This window comes from Pelomonas sp. SE-A7 (genome assembly GCF_030345705.1).
GTDB lineage: Bacteria > Pseudomonadota > Gammaproteobacteria > Burkholderiales > Burkholderiaceae_C > JAUASW01.
Genome location: NZ_JAUASW010000001.1, coordinates 2,652,539 through 2,672,591, shown reverse-complemented (window position 1 = coordinate 2,672,591; position 20,053 = coordinate 2,652,539). Strand labels below are relative to the sequence as shown.

19 protein-coding genes are annotated in these 20,053 nt (G+C 62.5%); 18 read left to right on the top strand and 1 reads right to left on the bottom strand.

Going from position 1 to position 20,053, the window contains the following annotated elements; genetic code table 11:
- Positions 1 to 197: 197 nt before the first annotated feature.
- On the top strand, positions 198 to 4,319 hold the full coding sequence (gene rpoB / locus QT382_RS12105) for a DNA-directed RNA polymerase subunit beta (protein ID WP_289254282.1): 4,122 nt from the start codon (positions 198 to 200) through the stop codon (positions 4,317 to 4,319).
- Between the two features lie 20 nt (positions 4,320 to 4,339).
- A complete protein-coding gene (rpoC, locus tag QT382_RS12100; protein ID WP_289254281.1) occupies positions 4,340 to 8,557 on the top strand; it encodes a DNA-directed RNA polymerase subunit beta' in 4,218 nt (1,405 codons plus the stop codon).
- Between the two features lie 72 nt (positions 8,558 to 8,629).
- On the opposite strand, the gene QT382_RS12095 is transcribed toward rpoC, so the two are convergent.
- On the bottom strand, positions 8,630 to 9,076 hold the full coding sequence (locus QT382_RS12095) for a putative toxin-antitoxin system toxin component, PIN family (protein ID WP_289254280.1): 447 nt from the start codon (positions 9,074 to 9,076) through the stop codon (positions 8,630 to 8,632).
- 262 nt (positions 9,077 to 9,338) lie between these two features.
- Here QT382_RS12095 and rpsL point away from each other — a divergent pair, with 262 nt between their 5' ends.
- The 16 genes from rpsL to QT382_RS12015 all read left to right on the top strand — a co-directional run bounded on the left by rpsL (position 9,339) and on the right by QT382_RS12015 (position 19,917).
- Positions 9,339 to 9,713: a 30S ribosomal protein S12 gene (rpsL, locus tag QT382_RS12090; RefSeq protein ID WP_282824742.1), complete on the top strand. Its 375-nt coding sequence runs from the start codon at positions 9,339 to 9,341 to the stop codon at positions 9,711 to 9,713.
- Between the two features lie 179 nt (positions 9,714 to 9,892).
- Positions 9,893 to 10,363, top strand: coding sequence for a 30S ribosomal protein S7 (gene rpsG, locus QT382_RS12085; RefSeq protein ID WP_289254279.1), 471 nt, complete (start codon positions 9,893 to 9,895; stop codon positions 10,361 to 10,363).
- A 69-nt stretch (positions 10,364 to 10,432) separates the two neighbouring features.
- Positions 10,433 to 12,541 (top strand): elongation factor G, encoded by a 2,109-nt coding sequence (fusA, locus tag QT382_RS12080; RefSeq protein WP_289254278.1) that lies wholly within the window; start codon positions 10,433 to 10,435, stop codon positions 12,539 to 12,541.
- 120 nt (positions 12,542 to 12,661) lie between these two features.
- A complete protein-coding gene (gene tuf, locus QT382_RS12075; protein ID WP_289254277.1) occupies positions 12,662 to 13,852 on the top strand; it encodes an elongation factor Tu in 1,191 nt (396 codons plus the stop codon).
- 98 nt (positions 13,853 to 13,950) lie between these two features.
- Positions 13,951 to 14,262 (top strand): 30S ribosomal protein S10, encoded by a 312-nt coding sequence (gene rpsJ / locus QT382_RS12070; protein WP_173121442.1) that lies wholly within the window; start codon positions 13,951 to 13,953, stop codon positions 14,260 to 14,262.
- 223 nt (positions 14,263 to 14,485) lie between these two features.
- Complete coding sequence (gene rplC / locus QT382_RS12065) at positions 14,486 to 15,157, top strand: 50S ribosomal protein L3 (protein ID WP_289254726.1); 672 nt, start codon at positions 14,486 to 14,488, stop codon at positions 15,155 to 15,157.
- Positions 15,157 to 15,777: a 50S ribosomal protein L4 gene (gene rplD, locus QT382_RS12060; RefSeq protein ID WP_289254276.1), complete on the top strand. Its 621-nt coding sequence runs from the start codon at positions 15,157 to 15,159 to the stop codon at positions 15,775 to 15,777. The genes rplC and rplD overlap by 1 nt, the downstream gene beginning before the upstream one ends.
- The gene (gene rplW, locus QT382_RS12055; protein WP_289254275.1) at positions 15,774 to 16,088 is read left to right on the top strand and encodes a 50S ribosomal protein L23; all 315 of its coding nucleotides are present in this window, start codon (positions 15,774 to 15,776) and stop codon (positions 16,086 to 16,088) included. Before rplD ends, rplW begins: the two co-directional genes overlap by 4 nt.
- The gene (gene rplB, locus QT382_RS12050) at positions 16,088 to 16,912 is read left to right on the top strand and encodes a 50S ribosomal protein L2 (RefSeq protein ID WP_289254274.1); all 825 of its coding nucleotides are present in this window, start codon (positions 16,088 to 16,090) and stop codon (positions 16,910 to 16,912) included. Before rplW ends, rplB begins: the two co-directional genes overlap by 1 nt.
- Before the next feature lie 10 nt (positions 16,913 to 16,922).
- Positions 16,923 to 17,201 carry a 30S ribosomal protein S19 gene (gene rpsS, locus QT382_RS12045; protein ID WP_289254273.1) on the top strand — a complete coding sequence of 93 codons (279 nt, stop codon included), beginning with the start codon at positions 16,923 to 16,925 and terminating at the stop codon, positions 17,199 to 17,201.
- An 11-nt stretch (positions 17,202 to 17,212) separates the two neighbouring features.
- Complete coding sequence (gene rplV / locus QT382_RS12040; protein WP_195795807.1) at positions 17,213 to 17,542, top strand: 50S ribosomal protein L22; 330 nt, start codon at positions 17,213 to 17,215, stop codon at positions 17,540 to 17,542.
- Positions 17,543 to 17,558: 16 nt separating this feature from the next.
- The gene (gene rpsC / locus QT382_RS12035) at positions 17,559 to 18,392 is read left to right on the top strand and encodes a 30S ribosomal protein S3 (protein WP_289254272.1); all 834 of its coding nucleotides are present in this window, start codon (positions 17,559 to 17,561) and stop codon (positions 18,390 to 18,392) included.
- Between the two features lie 2 nt (positions 18,393 to 18,394).
- Positions 18,395 to 18,811: a 50S ribosomal protein L16 gene (gene rplP, locus QT382_RS12030; RefSeq protein WP_289254271.1), complete on the top strand. Its 417-nt coding sequence runs from the start codon at positions 18,395 to 18,397 to the stop codon at positions 18,809 to 18,811.
- A gap of 12 nt (positions 18,812 to 18,823) precedes the next feature.
- A complete protein-coding gene (rpmC, locus tag QT382_RS12025; RefSeq protein ID WP_289254270.1) occupies positions 18,824 to 19,024 on the top strand; it encodes a 50S ribosomal protein L29 in 201 nt (66 codons plus the stop codon).
- On the top strand, positions 19,021 to 19,290 hold the full coding sequence (gene rpsQ / locus QT382_RS12020; protein ID WP_289254269.1) for a 30S ribosomal protein S17: 270 nt from the start codon (positions 19,021 to 19,023) through the stop codon (positions 19,288 to 19,290). The genes rpmC and rpsQ overlap by 4 nt, the downstream gene beginning before the upstream one ends.
- 117 nt (positions 19,291 to 19,407) lie before the next feature.
- Positions 19,408 to 19,917: a peroxiredoxin gene (locus tag QT382_RS12015; RefSeq protein WP_289254268.1), complete on the top strand. Its 510-nt coding sequence runs from the start codon at positions 19,408 to 19,410 to the stop codon at positions 19,915 to 19,917.
- Positions 19,918 to 20,053: the final 136 nt, after the last annotated feature.

Genomic DNA, 20,053 nt, shown 5'->3' with positions numbered 1-20,053 from the left:
TATGATGCGCGGTTCTTTCAAGTGTTCTCTGATCCGACTGCAGAGAGCCGGTTTGGTCGGGCCCTGGTGCAACGCCAGGGTTGTCCGCCAGCGGTTGGTAGTGGCCAACCACCAAGCTTCGGTCGCAATGACCGAATAGCCAGTCGCCGACGAAGCCCGTACCACGGCCAGGTGCGGGCTCTCGACACGGAGTGTTTATGGCGCAAACAACCCCCTACAGCTATACCGAGCGCAAGCGGATTCGCAAGAGCTTCGGCAAGCGCGCGAGCGTTCTCAACGTTCCCTACCTCCTGACCATGCAGAAGGACTCGTACGTCGCCTTCCTGCAGAAGGACGTACCCCCTGCCAAGCGCAAGCCCGAGGGCCTGCAGGCGGCTTTCCTCTCCGCTTTCCCGATCGTGTCGCACAACGGGTTCGTGGAGATGAAATTCCTCGAATTCAACATTGCCAAGCCGCCGTTTGACACCCGTGAGTGCCAGCAGCGCGGCCTGACCTATGCAGCGGCCGTTCGCGCCCGCCTGCAGATGATCATTTACGACCGTGAGAGCCCGCAGGCCAAGACGGTCAAGGAAATCAAGGAACAAGAGGTCTACATGGGCGAAGTGCCCCTGATGACCGACTACGGTTCCTTCATCGTCAACGGCACCGAGCGTGTCATCGTCTCCCAGCTGCACCGTTCGCCTGGCGTGTTCTTCGAGCACGACAAGGGCAAGACGCACTCGTCCGGCAAGCTGCTGTTCTCGGCGCGCATCATTCCCTACCGCGGCTCCTGGCTGGACTTCGAGTTCGACCCGAAGGACGTGCTGTACTTCCGCGTCGACCGTCGCCGCAAGATGCCGGTCACCATCCTGCTCAAGGCCATCGGCCTGAACCCCGAGCAGATCCTGGCCCACTTCTTCGTGTTCGACAACTTCCGTCTGATGGACTCCGGTGCCCAGATGGAATTCGTGGCCGACCGCCTGAAGGGCGAGGTCGCCCGCTTTGACATCACCGACAAGAGCGGTGCCGTCATCGTCGAGAAGGACAAGCGCATCACCGCCCGCCACGTGCGCCAGCTGGAGCAATCCGGCACGCAGCACGTCAGCGTGCCCGAGGACTTCCTGGTCGGCCGCGTGCTGGCCAAGAACATGGTCGATGGCGACACCGGCGAGATCATCGCCAAGGCCAACGACGAGCTGACCGATTCGCTGCTGAAGAAGCTGCGCCAGGCCGGCATCAAGGAAGTCCAGGCGCTGTACACGAACGAGCTGAACGAAGGCGCCTACATCAGCCAGACCCTGGCCACCGATGAGACCGCCGACCAGTTGGCCGCACGTGTCGCCATCTATCGCATGATGCGCCCCGGCGAGCCGCCGACCGAAGACGCGGTCGAGGCCCTGTTCAACCGCCTGTTCTACAGCGAAGACACCTACGACCTGTCCCGCGTCGGCCGCATGAAGTTCAACGCCCGCGTGGGCCGCGACACGCCGGAAGGCGCCATGGTGCTGTCCAACGAGGACATCCTCGACGTGGTCAAGATCCTGGTCGAGCTGCGCAATGGCCGAGGTGAAGTCGATGACATCGACCACCTGGGCAATCGTCGCGTCCGCTGCGTCGGCGAACTGGCCGAGAACCAGTACCGCTCGGGTCTGGCTCGTATCGAAAAGGCCGTCAAGGAACGTCTGGGCCAGGCCGAGACCGAAGCCCTGATGCCGCATGACCTGATCAACAGCAAGCCGATCTCGGCTGCACTGAAGGAATTCTTCGGTGCCTCGCAGCTGTCGCAGTTCATGGACCAGACCAACCCGCTGTCGGAAATCACGCACAAGCGTCGCGTCTCGGCCCTTGGCCCGGGCGGCCTGACGCGCGAGCGCGCCGGCTTCGAAGTCCGCGACGTGCACCCGACCCACTACGGCCGTGTCTGCCCGATCGAAACGCCGGAAGGCCCGAACATCGGCCTGATCAACTCGCTGGCCCTGTACGCCCAGCTGAACGAGTACGGCTTCCTGGAGACGCCGTACCGTCGCGTGGTGGACGGCAAGGTCACCGACCAGATCGACTACCTGTCGGCCATCGAAGAAGGCAAGTACGTCATCGCCCAGGCCAATGCCTCGCTGAACCCGCAAGGCCAACTGATCGATGAACTGGTGTCTGCCCGTGAAAACGGCGAATCGGTGCTGACCTCGCCCGAGCGCATCCAGTACATGGACGTGGCCCCGACGCAGATCGTGTCGGTTGCCGCCTCGCTGGTGCCTTTCCTCGAGCACGACGACGCAAACCGCGCACTGATGGGCGCCAACATGCAACGTCAGGCCGTGCCGACCCTGCGTCCTGAAAAGGCGCTGGTTGGTACCGGTGTCGAGCGTGTGGCCGCCAAGGACTCGGGTACCGTGGTCGCGGCCCGCCGCGGTGGCGTGGTCGACTATGTCGACACCAACCGCATCGTGATCCGCGTCAACGACAACGAGACCGTGGCCGGTGAAGTCGGCGTCGACATCTACAACCTGATCAAGTATCAGCGTTCGAACCAGAACACGAACATCCACCAGCGTCCCATCGTCAAGCGTGGCGACCGCGTTGCAGCGGAAGACATCATTGCCGACGGCGCCTCGACCGACATCGGCGAGCTGGCCCTGGGCCAGAACATGCTGGTCGCGTTCATGCCCTGGAACGGCTACAACTTCGAAGACTCGATCCTGATCTCGGAGCGCGTGATCGCCGACGACCGCTACACCTCGATCCACATCGAGGAACTGGTGGTCAATGCCCGCGATACCAAGCTGGGCAGCGAAGAAATCACCCGCGACATCCCGAACCTGAGCGAGCAGCAACTGGCCCGCCTGGACGAGTCGGGCATCGTCTACATCGGCGCCGAAGTCGGCCCGGGCGACGTGCTGGTCGGCAAGGTCACGCCCAAGGGCGAGACCACGCTGACGCCGGAAGAGAAGCTGCTGCGCGCCATCTTCGGCGAGAAGGCTTCGGACGTGAAGGACACCTCGCTGCGCGTCGACCAAGGCACGCAGGGTACGGTGATCGACGTCCAGGTCTTCACCCGTGAAGGCATCCAGCGCGACAAGCGCGCCCAGCAGATCATCGACGACGAGCTGAAGCGCTACCGCCTGGACCTGAACGACCAGCTGCGCATCGTCGAAAGCGACGCCTTCGACCGTATCGAGAAGCTGCTGGTCGGCAAGGTCGCCAATGGCGGCCCGCAGAAGATCGCCAAGGGCACCGTCATCAGCAAGGACTACCTGGCTGGCGTCGAGAAGTTCCACTGGTTCGACGTGCGTCCGGCCGAGGACGACATCGCCAACCAGCTCGAGTCCATCAAGAACTCGCTGGAGCAGACCCGCCACTCGTTCGATCTGGCCTTCGAAGAGAAGCGCAAGAAGCTGACGCAAGGCGATGAGCTGCCCGCCGGCGTGCTGAAGATGGTCAAGGTGTACCTGGCCGTCAAGCGCCGCCTGCAGCCTGGCGACAAGATGGCCGGCCGTCACGGCAACAAGGGTGTGGTCTCCAAGGTCGTTCCGGTCGAGGATATGCCCTACATGGCCGACGGCACGCCTGCCGACATCGTTCTGAACCCGCTGGGCGTGCCCTCGCGGATGAACGTGGGCCAGGTGCTGGAAGTCCACCTGGGCTGGGCCGGCAAGGGTATCGGCCAGCGCCTGGGCGACATGCTGCAACAGCATTCCGCCGTTAGCGAGCTGCGCAAGTTCCTGGACGAGCTCTACAACAAGTCGGGTGGCCGTCCGGAGAGCCTGGACGAGCTCAGCGACGCCGAGATCATCGAGATGGCGCAGAACCTGTCCAAGGGTGTGCCTTTCGCGACCCCGGTGTTCGATGGCGCCAAGGAAGAAGAAATCCGCGCCATGCTGAAGCTGGCCTACCCGGACGACATCGCTGCGAAGAAGGGCCTGACCCCGACCCGCACGCAGGCCTACCTGCACGATGGCCGCACCGGCGAGCAGTTCGAGCGTCCGACCACGGTCGGCTACATGCACGTGCTGAAGCTGCACCACCTGGTGGACGACAAGATGCACGCCCGCTCGACCGGCCCGTACTCGCTGGTGACCCAGCAGCCGCTGGGCGGCAAGGCCCAGTTCGGCGGCCAGCGCTTCGGTGAGATGGAAGTCTGGGCCCTGGAAGCCTATGGCGCGTCCTACGTGCTGCAGGAAATGCTGACCGTCAAGTCTGACGACGTGAACGGCCGCACCAAGGTCTACGAAAACATCGTCAAGGGCGAGCACGCCATCGACGCCGGCATGCCGGAGTCGTTCAACGTGCTGGTCAAGGAAATCCGTTCGCTCGGTATCGACATCGAGCTCGAGCGCAACTAATCAGGAACAGGAGAGAACACATGAAAGGTTTGCTGGACCTGTTCAAGCAGTTCACGCCGGACGAGCATTTCGACGCGATCAAGATCGGGCTCGCATCGCCCGAGAAGATCCGTTCGTGGTCCTTCGGCGAGGTGAAGAAGCCCGAGACCATCAACTACCGGACTTTCAAGCCCGAGCGTGATGGCCTGTTCTGCGCCAAGATCTTCGGCCCGATCAAGGACTACGAGTGCCTGTGCGGCAAGTACAAGCGCCTGAAGCACCGTGGCGTGATCTGCGAGAAGTGCGGCGTTGAAGTCACCCAGACCAAGGTGCGTCGCGAGCGCATGGGTCATATCGACCTGGCCGCGCCCTGCGCCCACATCTGGTTCCTGAAGTCGCTGCCGTCGCGTCTGGGCCTGGTGCTCGACATGACGTTGCGCGACATCGAACGCGTGCTGTACTTTGAAGCCTACGTCGTGGTCGATTCGGGCATGACGCCGCTGAAGAAGTTCTCGATCATGAGCGAGGACGATTACGACGCCAAGCGCGTCGAGTACGGTGACGAGTTCATCGCGCTGATGGGCGCCGAGGGCATCAAGAAGTTGCTGGAGGACATGGATCTCGACATCGAGATCGACAAGCTCCGCAACGACATGACCGGCTCGGAGCTCAAGGTCAAGAAGAACTCCAAGCGCCTGAAGGTCATGGAAGCCTTCAAGAAGTCCGGCATCAAGCCGAACTGGATGGTGCTGGACGTGCTGCCCGTGCTGCCGCCGGACCTGCGTCCGCTGGTGCCGCTGGACGGCGGCCGCTTCGCGACTTCCGACCTGAACGACCTCTATCGTCGCGTCATCAACCGCAACAACCGTCTGGCTCGCCTGCTTGAGCTGAAGGCCCCTGAAATCATCGTGCGCAACGAAAAGCGCATGCTGCAGGAAGCTGTCGACTCGCTGCTGGACAACGGCCGCCGCGGCAAGGCCATGACCGGCGCGAACAAGCGTGCCCTCAAGTCGCTGGCCGACATGATCAAGGGCAAGAGCGGTCGCTTCCGTCAGAACCTGCTGGGCAAGCGCGTCGACTACTCGGGTCGTTCGGTCATTACCGTGGGCCCGACGCTCAAGCTGCACCAGTGCGGTCTGCCCAAGCTGATGGCGCTGGAGCTGTTCAAGCCCTTCATCTTCTCGCGCCTCGAAGCCATGGGCATCGCGACGACGATCAAGGCTGCCAAGAAGGAAGTCGAAGCCGGCACGCCGGTGGTCTGGGACATCCTGGAAGAGGTCATCAAGGAGCACCCGGTTCTGCTGAACCGCGCTCCTACGCTGCACCGTCTGGGCATCCAGGCCTTCGAGCCGGTGCTGATCGAAGGCAAGGCGATCCAGCTGCATCCGCTGGTCTGCGCGGCCTTCAACGCCGACTTCGACGGTGACCAGATGGCCGTCCACGTGCCGCTGTCGATCGAAGCGCAGATGGAAGCCCGCACGCTGATGCTGGCCTCCAACAATGTGCTGTTCCCGGCCTCGGGCGAGCCCTCCATCGTCCCGTCGCAAGACGTGGTGCTGGGCCTGTACTACGCCACCCGCGATCGCATCAACGGTAAGGGTGAAGGCATGGTGTTCTCGGACATCGCCGAAGTCCTGCGCGCGCTGGACAACGGTGCTGTCGAAATCACCGCCAAGATCGCCGTGCGCCTGACCGAGTACAGCAAGGGTGCTGATGGCAGCTGGGTCCCCGAGACCAAGCTGGTGGACACCACGGTCGGCCGCGCGCTGCTGTCCGAGATCCTGCCCAAGGGCCTGCCGTTCTCGAATATCAACAAGGCGCTGAAGAAGAAGGAAATCTCACGCCTGATCAACACGTCCTTCCGCAAGTGCGGTCTGAAGGAGACCGTGGTGCTGGCCGACAAGCTGCTGCAAAGCGGCTTCAAGCTCGCCACCCGCGCCGGCATCTCGATCGCCATCGACGACATGCTGGTGCCGAAGCAGAAGTACGAGCTGATCGAGCGTGCCGAGAAGGAAGTCAAGGAGATCGAGCAGCAGTACGTCTCGGGCCTGGTGACCGCCGGCGAGCGCTACAACAAGGTCGTGGACATCTGGGGCAAGACCGGCGACGAAGTCGGCAAGGTCATGATGTCGCAGCTGTCCAAGCAGAAGACCATCGACCGCAACGGCAAGGAAGTGGATCAGGAGTCGTTCAACTCCATCTACATGATGGCTGACTCTGGTGCCCGCGGTAGCGCGGCCCAGATCCGCCAGCTGGCCGGCATGCGGGGCCTGATGGCCAAGCCGGACGGCTCGATCATCGAGACGCCGATCACGGCAAACTTCCGCGAAGGCCTGAACGTTCTGCAGTACTTCATCTCCACCCACGGCGCCCGTAAGGGTCTGGCCGACACGGCGCTGAAGACCGCGAACTCGGGTTACCTGACCCGTCGTCTGGTCGACGTGACGCAGGACCTGGTCGTGACCGAGAGCGACTGCGGCACCGACAACGGCATCGCCATGCGCGCCCTGGTCGAAGGTGGTGAAGTCATCGAGTCGCTGCGTGACCGCGTGCTGGGTCGCGTGGCTGCCATCGACGTGCTGCACCCCGAGACCCAGGCGGTCGTGCTCGACGCCGGCAAGATGCTGGACGAAGACACGCTGGACATGCTGGAACAAGCCGGTGTCGACGAGATCAAGGTCCGCACGCCGCTGACCTGCGCCACGCGCTTCGGCCTGTGCGCCAAGTGCTATGGCCGCGATCTGGGCCGTGGTGGCCTGGTCAACACCGGTGAAGCTGTCGGCGTGATCGCCGCCCAGTCGATCGGTGAGCCGGGCACCCAGCTGACCATGCGTACCTTCCACATCGGTGGTGCCGCATCGCGTGCCGCCGTGGCCTCGAGCGTCGAAGCCAAGTCGGATGGCATCATCGGCTTCAACGCCACGATGCGCTACGTCACGAACGGCAAGGGCGAGTTGGTGGTGATTTCGCGTTCCGGCGAGATCATCATTGCCGACCCGCATGGCCGCGAGCGCGAGCGTCACAAGGTGCCGTACGGCGCGATCCTGAACGTCAAGGCCGACCAGCAGATCAAGGCTGGCCTGGTGCTGGCGAACTGGGACCCGCTGACCCGTCCGATCATCACGGAATTCGCCGGCCAGGCGAAGTTCGAGAACGTCGAGGAAGGCGTCACCGTGGCCAAGCAGGTGGACGAGGTCACCGGCCTGTCGACCCTGGTGGTGATCGATCCGAAGCGCCGTGGCGCTGCCAAGATCGTGCGTCCGCAGGTCAAGCTGCTGGACACCAACGGCCACGAGGTCAAGATCCCCGGTACCGACCACTCGGTGAACATCGCCTTCCAGGTCGGCGCCCTGATCCAGGTGCGCGATGGCCAGGAGCTGGCTCCCGGTGAAGTGCTGGCGCGTATTCCGGTCGAAGGCCAGAAGACCCGCGACATTACCGGCGGTCTGCCGCGTGTGGCCGAGCTGTTCGAAGCCCGTTCGCCCAAGGACAAGGGCGTGCTGGCCGAGCAGACCGGTACCGTGTCGTTCGGCAAGGAGACCAAGGGCAAGGTTCGTCTGCAGATCACCGATCCGGACGGCAAGGTCTGGGAAGAGCTGGTGCCCAAGGAAAAGAACATCCTGGTGCACGAAGGCCAAGTGGTGAACCGCGGCGAACTGATCGTCGACGGCGCGGCCGATCCGCAGGACATCCTGCGTCTGCTGGGCATCGAGGAACTGGCCCGCTACATCGTCGACGAAGTGCAGGACGTCTACCGTCTGCAGGGCGTGAAGATCAACGACAAGCACATCGAGGTGATCGTTCGCCAGATGCTGCGTCGCGTTCAGATCACGAACTCGGGCGACTCGCACTACATCGTCGGTGAGCAGGTCGAGCGTTCGGAGCTGCTGGACACCAACGACCGCCTGCGCGGCGAGGGCAAGCTGACCGCCACGCACGCCGATGTGCTGCTGGGTATCACCAAGGCTTCGCTGTCGACCGATTCCTTCATCTCGGCCGCTTCCTTCCAGGAAACGACCCGCGTGCTGACCGAGGCTGCCATCATGGGCAAGCGCGACGAGCTGCGCGGCTTGAAGGAAAACGTCATCGTCGGTCGCCTGATTCCCGCCGGCACCGGCATGGCCTTCCACCAGGCACGCCGTGCCAAGGAAGAAATGGACGACGCCGAGCGCCGTTCCATCGCCATGCAGGAAGCCGAGGAACTGGCTGCTGCACAGATGGCCAGCGTCGACGCCCCGGGCGAAGGTTCGGCCGAGTAATCGGTCAACTGGCTCAGGCCTACAAGGCTGCCGCACCCGCAAGGGGCGGCAGCCTTTTTCATTGCGGCCCGGTCAGGTGGGTGCTGTCTCTGTCCAGGCCTTGATCCAGGCCTCGGGCTTCTGGATCGTCAGGCCACAGAGTTTCTGAGCCCGCTTGGCCAGCGCCAGCACGGCGCGGTCGCGAGAAATCAGCCAGCGTGCCTGGCTCGCGACAGCCAGGTCGACGAAGATCTGGTCATCGGGATCTCGGCAGACCAAGCGGATCGCTGGTGCAGGGGGCTCTTGGACTACCGCGCACCAGCGAGAGAAGACTTCGCTGATGGCGGGCAAATCCGGCAAGCGATCAGCAGCGATCCCGCGCCCCAGCACATGCAGTAGCTCCGCCTGCATGTATGCCGTCCCAATCCAGGCGACGGCGCCTGACTGAATCGCGTCGACCAGTGGGACGACCGAGGGGTCGCGGAACACCAGCCAGTCCATGACGACCTGGGTGTCGATGACGATCTTTGGGGCTTGCATGGGCCGCGCAGCATAGCCCTGGTACAGCACTCAACACCGCCCCTTGTGCGGAAAACCCTAGCTGGTCTACAATCGCGGGCTCTCCGGCAGGCTTTGCTGCGCCTACGCGCGTCCAAAACCTGGGAATCCTGACGCACTGCGCTCCGCGTGGTGCGTTCAGTCGTTTCCAGAAACAGGGCGACATTCGATGGCACAGCAAGGTTTGCGGCCGCTGTGGTCGATGCTGCCGGGGGATGTGACTTCAAACGGGAACAAGTTACTTATGCCAACTATCAATCAACTCGTGCGCCAAGGCCGTCAGGCCGAGGTCACGAAATCCAAGTCGCCCGCGATGCAGGATTGCCCGCAACGCCGTGGCGTCTGCACTCGCGTCTACACGACGACACCGAAGAAGCCGAACTCGGCTCTGCGTAAGGTCGCCAAGGTTCGCTTGACCAACGGTTTCGAGGTCATCTCGTACATCGGCGGTGAAGGCCACAACCTGCAAGAGCACAGTGTCGTGCTGGTGCGCGGTGGTCGTGTCAAGGACCTGCCGGGCGTTCGCTACCACATCGTCCGCGGTTCGCTGGACCTGCAAGGCGTCAAGGATCGCAAGCAGTCGCGTTCCAAGTACGGTGCCAAGCGCCCCAAGAAGTAAGAAGCCAATAGCGTTTGTCATGGCGCAGCGTTGAACAGCAGCTGTCGCCGGATGTTTAGCGGTTTGTGCGGCCCAAGAGGGCTGTAGCAGCCGAGTAAGTGGATGACCCCAGAAGCCGGTGGTCATTCCAAGGCGAGGAGCTCAAGCTCCAAGCCAACTGAAGCAAGAGGAAGATTCCCATGCCACGTCGTCGCGAAGTACCCAAGCGCGAGATCCTGCCCGATCCCAAGTTCGGTAGCGTTGATCTGTCCAAGTTCATGAACGTCATCATGGAGTCGGGCAAGAAGGCCGTCGCCGAGCGCATCATTTACGGTGCTCTCGACCAAGTCGAGAAGAAGGCCGGCAAGGACCCGCTGGAAGTGTTCATGGTCGCCCTGAACAACGTCAAGCCGATGGTCGAAGTCAAGTCCCGCCGCGTGGGCGGTGCGAACTACCAAGTTCCCGTGGAAGTTCGCCCCGTTCGCCGGATGGCCCTGGCCATGCGCTGGTTGAAGGAATCCGCCCGCAAGCGCGGTGAGAAGTCCATGGCCCAGCGCCTGGCCAACGAGCTGCTGGAGGCCGCGGAAGGCCGCGGCGGCGCGATGAAGAAGCGTGACGAAGTCCACCGCATGGCCGACGCCAACAAGGCGTTCTCGCACTTCCGCTTCTAAACTACACCCTCTCAGCCGCCTCGGGTTTCTACCAACCCGATGGCGGCTCACTGCATTTGGAGCAAGACCATGGCCCGCAAGACCCCCATCGAGCGCTACCGCAATATCGGTATCTCCGCGCACATCGATGCCGGCAAGACCACGACGACCGAGCGCATCCTTTACTACACCGGTGTGAACCACAAGATCGGTGAAGTGCACGATGGCGCTGCCACGATGGACTGGATGGAGCAGGAGCAAGAGCGCGGCATCACGATCACGTCGGCTGCCACGACCTGCTTCTGGAAGGGCATGGACATGTCCTATCCGGAGCACCGTTTCAACATCATCGACACCCCCGGACACGTGGACTTCACCATTGAGGTGGAGCGTTCGATGCGCGTGCTGGACGGCGCCTGCATGGTCTATTGCGCCGTGGGTGGCGTGCAGCCGCAGTCCGAAACCGTCTGGCGCCAGGCCAACAAGTACAAGGTGCCGCGTCTGGCCTTTGTCAACAAGATGGACCGTACCGGTGCCAACTTCTTCAAGGTCGTCGACCAGATGAAGACGCGCCTGAAGGCCAACCCCGTGCCCATCGTGATCCCCATCGGCGCTGAAGACAACTTCAAGGGCGTGGTCGATCTGCTGAAGATGAAGGCCATCATTTGGGACGAGGCGTCCCAGGGCATGAAGTTCAGCTACGAAGACATCCCGGCCGACCTGGTGAGCGTCGCCCAGGAATGGCGCGAGAAGATGGTCGAGGCTGCTGCCGAAGCTACCGAAGAGCTGATGAACAAGTACCTCGAGACGGGCGACCTGACCGAGGAAGAGATCAAGCTGGCCATCCGTACCCGTACGATCGCCACCGAAATCCAGCCGATGCTGTGCGGCACGGCCTTCAAGAACAAGGGCGTGCAGCGCATGCTGGACGCGGTCATCGACTTCCTGCCCTCGCCGGTCGACATCCCGCCGGTGTCGGGTACCGACGAAGACGAGCAGCCGGCCAGCCGCAAGGCTGACGACGGCGAGAAGTTCGCTGCCCTGGCCTTCAAGCTGATGACTGACCCCTACGTCGGTCAGCTGACCTTCGTTCGCGTGTATTCGGGTGTTCTGCAGTCGGGCGCTACCGTCTACAACCCGATCCGCGGCAAGAAGGAGCGCATCGGCCGTATCTTGCAGATGCACGCCAACCAGCGTGAAGAAATCAAGGAAATTCTGGCCGGTGACATCGCAGCTTGCGTGGGTCTGAAGGACGTCACGACCGGTGAAACGCTGTGCGATCCGGAATCGATCATCACGCTTGAAAAGATGATCTTCCCGGAGCCGGTGATTTCGCAGGCCGTCGAACCCAAGACCAAGGCCGACCAGGAAAAGATGGGTCTGGCTCTGGGCCGTCTGGCTGCGGAAGATCCGTCGTTCCGTCTGCGCACCGACGAAGAATCGGGTCAGACCATCATCTCGGGCATGGGCGAGCTGCACCTGGAAATCATTGTCGACCGCATGAAGCGCGAGTTCGGCGTGGAAGCCAACGTCGGCAAGCCGCAGGTGGCCTACCGCGAAACCATCCGCAAGACCGCTACCGACGTGGAAGGCAAGTTCGTCCGCCAGTCGGGTGGTAAGGGCCAATACGGTCACGTCGTGCTGACGGTTGAGCCGCAAGAAGCTGGCAAGGGCTTCGAGTTCGTCGACGCCATCAAGGGTGGCGTGGTGCCTCGCGAGTACATCCCGGCGGTCGAGAAGGGTGTCATCGACTCCCTGCCGAACGGCGTGCTGGCTGGCTTCCCGGTCGTGGACGTGAAGGTCACGCTTACCTTCGGTTCGTACCACGACGTGGACTCGAACGAAAACGCGTTCAAGATGGCCGCTTCGATGGGCTTCAAGGAAGCCTGCCGTCGCGCCAGCCCGGTGATCCTGGAGCCGATGATGGCCGTGGAAGTCGAGACCCCGGAAGACTACGCCGGCAACGTGATGGGCGACCTGTCCAGCCGTCGCGGCATGGTCCAGGGCATGGACGACATGGTCGGCGGTGGCAAGGTCATCAAGGCCGAAGTGCCGCTGTCGGAAATGTTCGGCTACTCGACCACGCTGCGTTCGATGTCGCAAGGCCGTGCTACGTACACGATGGAGTTCAAGCACTACAACGAAGCTCCGAAGAACGTGGCCGACGCGATCATTACCGCTCGCGGCAAGGCGGCTTAAGACTCAAGCGAATCGTCTTCGCAGCGCACCTCCCGTCTGCCAGTCGGCGGGGCAACAAGGGCGCTGCGGAAACGCTAAACCAACAGACTGGCGCAATGCTCTTTATCTGGAGAATTTGAAATGGCAAAAGGCAAGTTTGAACGTACCAAGCCGCACGTGAACGTGGGCACGATTGGTCACGTGGACCATGGCAAGACGACGCTGACGGCTGCAATTGCAACCGTGCTGTCGAAGAAGTTCGGTGGCGAGGCCAAGGCTTACGACCAGATCGACGCAGCCCCGGAAGAGAAGGCCCGCGGCATCACGATCAACACCGCGCACGTCGAGTACGAGACGGCCAACCGCCACTACGCGCACGTTGACTGCCCCGGCCACGCCGACTACGTCAAGAACATGATCACGGGTGCCGCCCAGATGGACGGCGCGATCCTGGTGTGCTCGGCCGCTGACGGCCCGATGCCCCAGACCCGCGAGCACATCCTGCTGGCCCGTCAGGTCGGCGTGAAGTACATCATCGTCTTCCTGAACAAGTGCGACATGGTCGACGACGCCGAGCTGCTCGAGCTGGTGGAAATGGAAGTGCGCGAGCTGCTCTCGAAGTACGACTTCCCGGGCGACGACACTCCGATCGTCAAGGGTTCGGCCAAGCTGGCGCTGGAAGGCGACACGGGCGACCTGGGCGAGCAAGCCATCATGCGACTGGCCGACGCGCTGGACACCTACATCCCCCAGCCGGACCGTGCCGTTGACGGCGCCTTCCTGCTGCCGGTGGAAGACGTGTTCTCGATCTCGGGCCGTGGCACCGTGGTGACCGGTCGCGTCGAGCGCGGCATCATCAAGGTCGGCGAAGAAATCGAAATCGTCGGTATCCGCGAAGTGCAGAAGACCACGGTCACGGGCGTGGAAATGTTCCGCAAGCTGCTGGACCAAGGTCAAGCTGGCGACAACGTCGGCATCCTGCTGCGCGGCACCAAGCGTGAAGACGTCGAGCGCGGCCAGGTTCTGGCCAAGCCGGGCACGATCAAGCCGCACACCCACTTCACTGCTGAGATCTATGTTCTGAGCAAGGAAGAGGGCGGCCGTCACACCCCGTTCTTCAACAACTACCGTCCCCAGTTCTACTTCCGCACGACGGACGTGACCGGTGCCGTGGAGCTGCCCAAGGACAAGGAAATGGTCATGCCTGGCGACAACGTCAGCATCACCGTGAAGCTGATCGCTCCGATCGCCATGGAGCAGGGCCTGCGCTTCGCCATCCGTGAAGGCGGTCGTACCGTCGGCTCGGGCGTCGTCGCAACGATCATTGCCTAAGTTTTGCGTGACTGGTCAGGGCTGCCTTCGGCGGCCCCGGCCTCACAAAACTCGCGGCGAGACAGGACGTTAAGCCGCACGTTCTTTAAGGAATAGTCATGCAAAAGCAAAAGATCCGCATCCGCCTGAAGGCCTTCGACTACAAGCTGATCGACCAATCGGCTCTGGAAATCGTGGAAACCGCCAAACGCACCGGCGCCATCGTCAAGGGCCCCGTGCCCCTGCCGACGCGCATGCAGCGTTTCGACATCCTGCGTTCGCCGCACGTCAACAAGACTTCGCGCGACCAGTTCGAAATCCGTACGCACCAGCGCCTGATGGACATCGTCGATCCCACCGACAAGACGGTTGATGCTCTGATGAAGCTCGACCTGCCGGCCGGCGTGGACGTCGAGATCAAGCTGCAGTAATGCGGTCGCGGCCTTCGGGTCGCATCTAGAAAACGGCACCTCTCGGGGTGCCGTTTGTCCTTGGCGAGTATGCTTGCGTTGAACCTAGGGTTCACGCTATACTCGCCGCTTTTCCGCCCTCGGTGTCTCCCTGGGTGGGTTGAAGCGCGCCGCGTTTGCCTTTACCGAAGGCGGTGCATTTGGTCAGCCTGGCCAATCGATGTCAGGCATTTGGAGAAAAAACATGAGTCTTAGCAATCGTCTCGGATTGCTGGGCCGCAAGGTGGGCATGATGCGCATCTTCACGGACGATGGCGACGCCATTCCCGTGACGGTGCTGGACGTGTCCAACAACCGCGTGACCCAGGTCAAGACCGAAGAGACTGACGGCTACAGCGCCATTCAAGTGGCGTTCGGTACGCGCAAAGCATCGCGCGTCACCAAGCCGGAAGCCGGCCACCTCGCCAAGGCGGGTGTCGAAGCCGGTGAAATCCTCAAGGAATTCCGTGTTGCCGCTGATGTGGCTGCCGAATACAAGGCGGGCGCTGTGCTGCCCGTCTCGCTGTTCGCAGTCGGTCAGATGGTGGATGTGCAGGGCACGTCGATCGGCAAGGGCTTTGCAGGCAGCATCAAGCGCCACAACTTCAGCTCGCAGCGCGCTTCGCACGGTAATAGCCGTTCGCACAATGTCCCGGGTTCCATCTCGATGGCCCAGGATCCCGGTCGCGTGTTCCCCGGCAAGAAGATGACGGGTCACATGGGCGACGAAACCGTGACGACCCAAAACCTCGACATCGTGCGCGTTGACGAAGCCCGTCAGCTGCTGCTGGTCAAGGGTGCTGTGCCGGGCGCCAAGAACGGCCACGTGGTCGTTCGTCCGGCCGTCAAGGTCAAGGTCAAGAAGGGAGCCAACTGATGCAGCTCGAGCTCCTGAACGAGCAGGGTCAGGCCACCTCCAAGGTGGACGCGCCTGACACCGTCTTCGCTCGTGATTACAACGAAGCCCTGATTCACCAGGTCGTTGTCGCCTTCCAGGCCAACGCCCGCCAGGGTACCCGCGCCCAGAAGGATCGCGAACAGGTCAAGCACTCGACCAAGAAGCCGTTCCGTCAGAAGGGCACCGGCCGCGCTCGCGCCGGTATGACCTCGTCGCCGCTGTGGCGCGGGGGCGGTCGCATCTTCCCGAACATGCCTGACGAGAACTTCTCGCACAAGCTGAACAAGAAGATGTACCGCGCCGGTATGGCCGCCATTCTGTCGCAGCTGGCCCGCGAAGGCCGCCTGGCCGTGGTGGACTCGATCTCGGTCGAAGCCCCCAAGACCAAGCTGCTGGCTGCCAAGTTCAAGGCCATGGGCCTGGACTCGGTGATGCTGATTGCCGACTCGGTCGACGACAACCTGGCCCTGGCCTCGCGCAATTTGGCCAACGTGTTGATCGTTGAGCCGCGCTACGCTGATCCGCTGTCGCTGGTCTATTACAAGAAGGTGCTGGTCACCAAGGCCGCGATGGAGCAACTGAAGGAGATGCTGGCATGAGCGCCCCCAAGTTTGCTGAAGGCCGTCTGGCCCAGGTGCTGCTGGCTCCGATCGTGTCCGAAAAGGCCACGGCTGTTGCCGAAAAGCACAACCAAGTCCTGTTCAAGGTCCTGCGCGACGCCACCAAGCCCGAAATCAAGGCCGCCGTTGAACTGATGTTCAAGGTCGAAGTCGAATCGGTCAGCGTGGTGAACGTGAAGGGCAAGGCCAAGCGCTTCGGCGGCCGTGCTGGCCGTCGCGACCACGTCAAGAAGGCGTATGTCGCTCTGAAGGCGGGCCAAGAGCTCAACTTCTCCGGGGAGGCTGCGTAATGGCCGTCGTTAAAGTCAAGCCGACCTCGCCTGGCCGCCGTGCCGTGGTGAAGGTGGTTCACAAGCACCTGCACAAGGGCGCTCCGGAAGCTTCGCTGCTGGAGCCGCAAAAGCAGAACGCTGGCCGTAACAACAACGGCCACATCACGATGCGCCACAAGGGCGGTGGCCACAAGCACCACTACCGCGTCGTTGATTTCAAGCGCAACAAGGACGGCATTCCGGCCAAGGTTGAGCGCATCGAGTACGACCCGAACCGTACGGCCCACATCGCGCTGGTGTGCTACGCCGACGGCGAGCGTCGCTACATCATCGCTCCGCGTGGTCTGGAAGTCGGTTCGACCATCCTGAGCGGCGCCGAGGCCGCGATCAAGGCTGGCAACACGCTGCCGATCCGCAACATCCCGGTGGGTTCCACGATCCACTGCATAGAGCTGCTGCCCGGCAAGGGTGCCCAGATTATCCGTTCGGCGGGCGCTTCCGCCGTCCTGATGGCCCGTGAAGGCACGTACGCTCAGGTCCGCCTGCGCTCCGGTGAAGTGCGTCGTATCCACATCGACTGCCGCGCCACGATCGGCGAGGTCAGCAACGAAGAGCACAGCCTGCGCCAGTACGGCAAGGCCGGCGCCATCCGCTGGAAGGGCATCCGCCCGACCGTCCGCGGCGTTGCCATGAACCCGGTGGATCACCCGCACGGTGGTGGTGAAGGTCGTACCGGTGAGGGCCAGGCGCCTGTGTCGCCGTGGAACACCCTCACGAAGGGCTACCGTACTCGTAACAACAAGCGCACGCAGACCTTCATCGTCTCGCGTCGCAAGAAGTAAGAGGTAGGCCATGACTCGTTCGCTGAAGAAGGGCCCGTTCGTCGATGCCCACCTGATGGCCAAGGTCGACAAAGCGGTTGCCAACAAGGACAAGAAGCCCATCAAGACCTGGTCGCGTCGCTCGACGATCCTGCCCGAGTTCATCGGTCTGACGATCGCCGTGCACAACGGCAAGCAGCACGTGCCGGTCTATGTGTCTGACCAGATGGTCGGCCACAAGCTGGGCGAATTCGCACTGACCCGCACCTTCAAGGGCCATCCGGCCGACAAGAAGGCCGGGAAGAAGTAAGGATGCCAACGATGGAAACCAAAGCAATCGTTCGCGGCGTTCGCCTTTCGTGTGACAAGGGTCGCCTGGTGGCAGACCTGATCCGCGGCAAGAAGGTGGACCAAGCGCTGAACATCCTGGAATTCACCCAGAAGAAGGCCGCTGTGATCATCAAGAAGGCGCTGGAAAGCGCCATCGCCAACGCCGAGCACAACGACGGCGCTGACATTGATGAACTGAAGGTCACGTCGATCTACGTGGAGCAAGGCGCCACGCTGAAGCGTTTCTCGGCTCGCGCAAAGGGCCGTGGCAATCGCATCAGCAAGCCCACCTGCCACATCTTCGTGTCGGTCGGTAACTGAGGCCAAGAGGAAGACTATGGGACAAAAAATCCATCCGACCGGCTTCCGTCTGCCCGTCACCCGTAACTGGGCTTCGCGTTGGTACGCCAACAACCAGAACTTCGCCGGCATGCTGGCCGAAGATCTGCAGGTACGCGACTACCTGAAGACCAAGCTGAAGAATGCCGCGGTTTCGCGCATTCTGATCGAGCGTCCGGCCAAGAACGCCCGCATCACGATCTACTCGGCACGTCCGGGCGTCGTGATCGGCAAGAAGGGTGAGGACATCGAAAGCCTGAAGGCCGAACTGACCAAGCGTCTGGGCGTGCCGGTGGCCGTGAACATCGAGGAAGTGCGCAAGCCCGAAATCGATGCTCAGCTGATCGCCGACTCGATCACCCAGCAGCTGGAAAAGCGCATCATGTTCCGCCGCGCCATGAAGCGCGCCATGCAGAACGCAATGCGTCTGGGCGCCCAAGGCATCAAGATCATGTCCGCCGGACGTCTGAACGGCATCGAAATCGCTCGTACCGAGTGGTATCGCGAAGGCCGCGTGCCTCTGCACACGCTGCGCGCCGACATCGATTACGGTTTCTCGGAAGCCAAGACCACCTATGGCGTCATCGGCGTCAAGGTCTGGGTCTACCGCGGTGACCGCCTGGCCAATGGCGAGGCCCCCGTGATCAACACGCCGGCTGGTGCCGAAGACGACCGTCGTCCGCGTCGCAACGCCCGTCCGGGCGCTCCGGCCGGCCGTGGCCGCCGTGACGGTGACAAGCCTGCTGGTGACGCCGCTGGCGACAGCAAGCCTGCCGCCAAGCGCGTGGTCCGCAAGCCCGCCGCTGCCGCTGGCGAGGCCAAAGGAGAATAAACATGCTGCAACCTGCACGTCGCAAATACCGCAAGGAGCAGAAGGGCCGTAACACCGGTATCGCCACCCGTGGCGCAGCCGTGTCCTTCGGCGACTTCGGCCTCAAGGCTACCGAGCGTGGCCGTCTGACGGCCCGCCAGATCGAAGCTGCACGTCGTGCGATCTCGCGCCATATCAAGCGCGGTGGTCGTATCTTCATCCGCATCTTCCCGGACAAGCCGATCTCGCAAAAGCCCGCCGAAGTCCGTATGGGCAACGGTAAGGGCAATCCGGAGTACTACGTGGCTGAAATTCAGCCGGGCAAGGTGCTCTACGAGATCAATGGTGTGCCGGAGGCTCTGGCTCGCGAAGCGTTCACGCTGGCCGCTGCCAAGCTGCCCCTGCGTTGCACCTTCGTGGCCCGCCAGGTCGGCGCCTGATTGGAGAACACGATGAAAGCATCTGAACTGCGTGGCAAGGACGTCGCTTCCCTTGAAAAGGAAGTGACTGACCTGCTGAAGGCCCATTTCGGCCTGCGCATGCAAAAGGCTACCCAGCAGCTGACCAACCACTCGACCCTGGGCAAGACCCGTCGCGATATCGCTCGCGTCAAGACTGTCCTGGCCGAGAAGAAGAAGGGAGCCGCGAAATGACTGAAGCTCAAACCAAGAACACGCGCACCCTGGTCGGTCGCGTTGTCAGCGACAAGCGCGCCAAGACCGTCACGGTCCTGGTCGAGCGTCGCGCCAAGCATGAGCTGTACGGCAAGATCGTCGCTCACTCGCGCAAGTACCACGCCCACGACGAAAAGGGTGAGTACAAGATGGGTGACGTGGTCGAGATCGCCGAAGGCCGTCCGCTGTCCAAGACCAAGAGCTGGGTCGTGACCCGCCTGGTCGAAAAGGCTCAGCTGGTCTGATCGCCTGAAGACGGGATTGCCGCAGGGTCTTGCGCCCGGCGGCTTCCGAACGGCCGGTTCGCTGGATACTAGCGACCCGGCCGTTTTTCTTGACGTTTGCGAAGCAGGAGTCAACCCATGCTGAAGATTGGTGATCGCATCCCCTCGGGCACGCTGCAGGAATTCATCGAGGTCGAGGGCGAAGGCTGCTCGATCGGCCCCAACAGCTTCGACATCGACAAGCTGGTTGCTGGCAAGACGATCGCCGTGTTCGCCCTGCCTGGCGCCTACACGCCGACCTGCTCGGCCCAGCATGTGCCGGGCTATGTGGCCAAGGCCGCAGAGCTGCGCGCTGCAGGTGTCGATGAAATCTGGTGCATCTCGGTCAACGATGCCTTCGTCATGGGCGCTTGGGGCCGCGACCAGAAGACGGCCGGCAAGGTCCGCATGATGGCCGATGGCAGTGCCGACTTCACCAAAGCCACTGGCCTGACGCTGGACCTGACGGCCAAGGGCCTCGGCCTGCGCTCGCAGCGGTACTCGATGCTGCTGGTGGATGGTGTGGTCAAGTCGCTGAATATCGAAGGCCCCGGCAAGTTCGAAGTCAGCGATGCCGGCACTTTGCTGAGCCAGGCCAAGACCGCCTGATCCTGGTCATCGACGGAGGGGCAGCTCGGCAGCCCTCTTCGATTGCGCGCCGAAGTCGCTTGACACGACCTCGGGTAATCGCGCATAATGCAAAGCTTCGCCGAACGTCGAGGTGCGTGTCTACGCATTTTCGGCC

What these genes read in the sequence shown, in the direction of transcription:
- rplB (WP_289254274.1), top strand. Translation starts at nt 16,088, where the DNA reads ATGGCCGTCGTTAAAGTCAAGCCGACCTCGCCTGGCCGCCGTGCCGTG.
- tuf (WP_289254277.1), top strand. Translation starts at nt 12,662, where the DNA reads ATGGCAAAAGGCAAGTTTGAACGTACCAAGCCGCACGTGAACGTGGGC.
- rplW (WP_289254275.1), top strand. Translation starts at nt 15,774, where the DNA reads ATGAGCGCCCCCAAGTTTGCTGAAGGCCGTCTGGCCCAGGTGCTGCTG.
- QT382_RS12015 (WP_289254268.1), top strand. Translation starts at nt 19,408, where the DNA reads ATGCTGAAGATTGGTGATCGCATCCCCTCGGGCACGCTGCAGGAATTC.
- rpsC (WP_289254272.1), top strand. Translation starts at nt 17,559, where the DNA reads ATGGGACAAAAAATCCATCCGACCGGCTTCCGTCTGCCCGTCACCCGT.
- rplC (WP_289254726.1), top strand. Translation starts at nt 14,486, where the DNA reads ATGAGTCTTAGCAATCGTCTCGGATTGCTGGGCCGCAAGGTGGGCATG.
- rpoB (WP_289254282.1), top strand. Translation starts at nt 198, where the DNA reads ATGGCGCAAACAACCCCCTACAGCTATACCGAGCGCAAGCGGATTCGC.
- rpsL (WP_282824742.1), top strand. Translation starts at nt 9,339, where the DNA reads ATGCCAACTATCAATCAACTCGTGCGCCAAGGCCGTCAGGCCGAGGTC.
- rplD (WP_289254276.1), top strand. Translation starts at nt 15,157, where the DNA reads ATGCAGCTCGAGCTCCTGAACGAGCAGGGTCAGGCCACCTCCAAGGTG.
- rpsJ (WP_173121442.1), top strand. Translation starts at nt 13,951, where the DNA reads ATGCAAAAGCAAAAGATCCGCATCCGCCTGAAGGCCTTCGACTACAAG.
- rpsQ (WP_289254269.1), top strand. Translation starts at nt 19,021, where the DNA reads ATGACTGAAGCTCAAACCAAGAACACGCGCACCCTGGTCGGTCGCGTT.
- rplV (WP_195795807.1), top strand. Translation starts at nt 17,213, where the DNA reads ATGGAAACCAAAGCAATCGTTCGCGGCGTTCGCCTTTCGTGTGACAAG.
- rpsG (WP_289254279.1), top strand. Translation starts at nt 9,893, where the DNA reads ATGCCACGTCGTCGCGAAGTACCCAAGCGCGAGATCCTGCCCGATCCC.
- rpsS (WP_289254273.1), top strand. Translation starts at nt 16,923, where the DNA reads ATGACTCGTTCGCTGAAGAAGGGCCCGTTCGTCGATGCCCACCTGATG.
- QT382_RS12095 (WP_289254280.1), bottom strand. Translation starts at nt 9,076, where the DNA reads ATGCAAGCCCCAAAGATCGTCATCGACACCCAGGTCGTCATGGACTGG.
- rplP (WP_289254271.1), top strand. Translation starts at nt 18,395, where the DNA reads ATGCTGCAACCTGCACGTCGCAAATACCGCAAGGAGCAGAAGGGCCGT.
- rpmC (WP_289254270.1), top strand. Translation starts at nt 18,824, where the DNA reads ATGAAAGCATCTGAACTGCGTGGCAAGGACGTCGCTTCCCTTGAAAAG.
- rpoC (WP_289254281.1), top strand. Translation starts at nt 4,340, where the DNA reads ATGAAAGGTTTGCTGGACCTGTTCAAGCAGTTCACGCCGGACGAGCAT.
- fusA (WP_289254278.1), top strand. Translation starts at nt 10,433, where the DNA reads ATGGCCCGCAAGACCCCCATCGAGCGCTACCGCAATATCGGTATCTCC.